Here is a 2,973-nt window from a genome sequence, read left to right as displayed (position 1 = left end):
TGGTCAACAACCTGTACGGGCCGACCGAGGACACCACGTACTCCACCCACGCGGTGACCGATCCCGGTGCTGAGCGGACCCCGCTGGGCCGCGCCCTGCCCGGATCACGCGTGCACCTGCTGGACAGGGAGCTGCGTCCGGTGCCGCTGGGCGCGATCGGCGAGGTGTACCTGTCCGGGAGCGGGGTGACGCGGGGGTACCACCAGCGGCCCGCCCTGACGGCCGAACGCTACCTGCCCCTCCCCGACGATGAGGGTGGGCGGCTGTATCGGACAGGGGATCTGGCCCGCTGGCGCCCCTGCACCACCGCGGACGGTGGGGTGGAGTTCTTCCTGGACTACCACGGCCGGGTGGATCACCAGGTGAAGCTCCGGGGGTTCCGGATCGAGCCGGGCGAGGTGGAACACGCCCTGCTCCAGCATCCCGCCGTGTCGGAGGCCGTCGTCACCGTCCATGGCGACCACCTGATCGCCCACATCGCCAGCAAGAACACTCCCACCCGCGACCACGGCAACCATGCGCAGGGCGACGAGCGAGCCCACGACGGGCACAGTGACCACACCGGCACGCATGACATGCATGGTGGTCGTCCTGCCGTTGCGGCGGATCACGGTGACCTTGCCCTGTGCGATGCGGATTGCGAGCAGATTCTTCTGCGGTATCTGCGGGGGTGTCTGCCGCAGCATTTGGTGCCTGCCCGTGTTGTGGTGATGGAGGCGCTGCCGCGTACGCCGAACGGGAAGATCGACCGTAAGGCGCTGCCCGAGCCGTCGCTCACGACCGCCGGGGCCGGTGAAGTGGAGCCTCCCGGCACTGAGGCGCAGCGTCTGGTGGCCGGGTTGTTCGCCGGTCTGCTGGGCCGGCCGGTCACGAACATCCATGAGGACTTCTTCAGTCTGGGTGGGCATTCGTTGCTGGCCACGCGGTTGGTGCATCGGTTGTCGGAGGCGCTGGGTGTGGTGGTGCCGCTTCGGCTGGTGTTCGATCATCCGACGGTGGCCGGTCTGGCTGAGCGGTTGCCGGGTGTGGGTGCCGGTGAGGTGGTGGCGATTCCGGTGGGTCGTCATCCGGCTGGTGATCATGTGCATCCGGCGACGGCGAATCAGCAGCGGTTGTGGTTCTTGTGTCATCTGCACCCGGACACGAATCTGGCGTACCACATCACCGGCGCGGCGACCGTGCGCGGGCCGCTCGACCGGGATGTGCTGCGCACCGCCCTCGCCGACACCGCCCGGCGCCACGAAAGCCTGCGCACCACCCTCCGTGAGGAGAACGAGGAGCTCGTACAGGTGGTGTCCGCGGAACCGGTCGCCGACCTGGAGGAAGTGACCGCGTCCGACTGGGCCGCGGTGCTCGACGAGGAGGCGTCCCGTCCGCTCGACCTCGCCGCCGGGCCGTTGATGCGTACGGTCCTGGTCAGGGTGTCGGACGAGGAGCACGTGCTGCTCCTGAGCCTGCATCACCTCATCTGCGACGGCTGGTCGCTCGACCTGCTGCTCCGTGAGATCACCGGCCACTACGCCAGGCTGGCCGAAGGTCCGGCGGGAAACGAGGCCCCCTCACCCGCGTCTGTGCAGTTCGCGGACGTCGAGCTGTGGGAGCGGCCTGTCACCGACGAGGACATGGATTTCTGGCGCGAGCACCTCGCCGGCGCGCAGACGCTCGACCTGCCCACGGACAGGCCACGCCCGCCGTACCAGACGCACCGTGGGGACGCCGTTCCGCTGTCCCTGCCCGCCGCGACCGTGGCCGCCGTGGCCCGGGCGACCGGGGCAAGCACGTTCTCCGTCGTCGCGACGGCGCTGGGTGTGCTCCTGGCCAAGCTCAGCGGCCAGGACGACGTCACCATCGGGTTCGCCGCCTCAGGGCGTACCCGGCCCGAACTCACGGATGTCATCGGCATGCTCGTCACGACGCTGCCCCTGCGCATGCGCCCGGCGCCGGAGACGACTCTCCGTGACCTGCTGCGCGCCACGCACGACGCCGCGCTCGCCACCCAGCAGCACCAGCACGTCGGCTTCGATCGCCTGATCAACGAGTGCGTACGGGAACGCGACCTCAGCCGCAGTCCTCTCTTCCAGGTCATGCTGTCGATCAACGGCACGCCACCGCAGTACGAGTTCCCCGGGCTCGCGGTCGACCCGGTGCCGGTGCATCCCCGAGCCAGCCAGTTCGAGTTGTCGGTGCATCTGGAGCAGTCGGTGGAGGGGTTGGGCGGGTTCCTGACCTACAACACGGATCTGTTCGATGCGCGGTCGGCGTGTCTGCTGGCGGAGCGGTTGACGGTGGTGGTGGAGGCGCTGGCCGCCGATCCCGGCGCGCGGGTGGTGGATCTCGATGTCCGTACGGCGGGGGAGAAGACCGTCCTTGGTGCGTTGGGTGACGGTGGCTTGCTGACCGGTCCATCCGTCGGGGCTGGTGGGTGTGTGCATGGGTTGGTCGAGGCGGTGGTGGATCGGTGTCCGGATGCGGTGGCGGTGCGGGCGGTCGACGGGGTGGTGCGGTATCGGGAGTTGGATGAGCGGGCTGAGTGGTTGGCTCGTCATCTGGTGGGGTTGGGTGCGCGGGCTGGGGTGTTGGTGGGGGTGTGCCTGCCGCGGACCAGTGATCTGATCGTGGCGTTGCTGGCGGTGTTGAAGACCGGCGCGGCTTATGTGCCGATCGATCCGGGATATCCGCCGGAGCGGGTGGCCTACCTGCTGGCCGACAGCGAGGCGGCCGTGCTGGTGACCACACCCGACCACAACCCCCTGGCCGGTTCCGCGGGCTCGGCTGGGGTGCAGGTCGTCGATGTTCGCGCGGTGCTCGGCCCGGTCGGGGGAAGCCCCGGTTCCGGCCGTCCTGGTCGGTTGGGTGTCTCCGTCGGCGCGGGGGATACGGCGTATGTGATTTATACGTCGGGGTCGACGGGGCGGCCGAAGGGTGTGGTGATCGAGCATCGGCAGACGGTGGCGATGCTGACCTGGGCGGGGC

The 2,973-nt window shown here is 69.4% G+C and carries 1 protein-coding gene; it reads left to right on the top strand.

Annotated elements, in window-relative coordinates:
- Window positions 1-2,973, top strand: a 2,973-nt coding sequence (locus FED44_RS35370) for a condensation domain-containing protein (protein ID WP_138463397.1), incomplete at both ends; no start/stop codon positions are given.

This window comes from Microbispora triticiradicis (assembly GCF_005864065.1).
Taxonomy (GTDB): domain Bacteria; phylum Actinomycetota; class Actinomycetes; order Streptosporangiales; family Streptosporangiaceae; genus Microbispora; species Microbispora triticiradicis.
The sequence above is the reverse complement of the archived record's forward strand: the minus strand, read 5'-3'. Positions and strand labels throughout refer to the sequence as shown.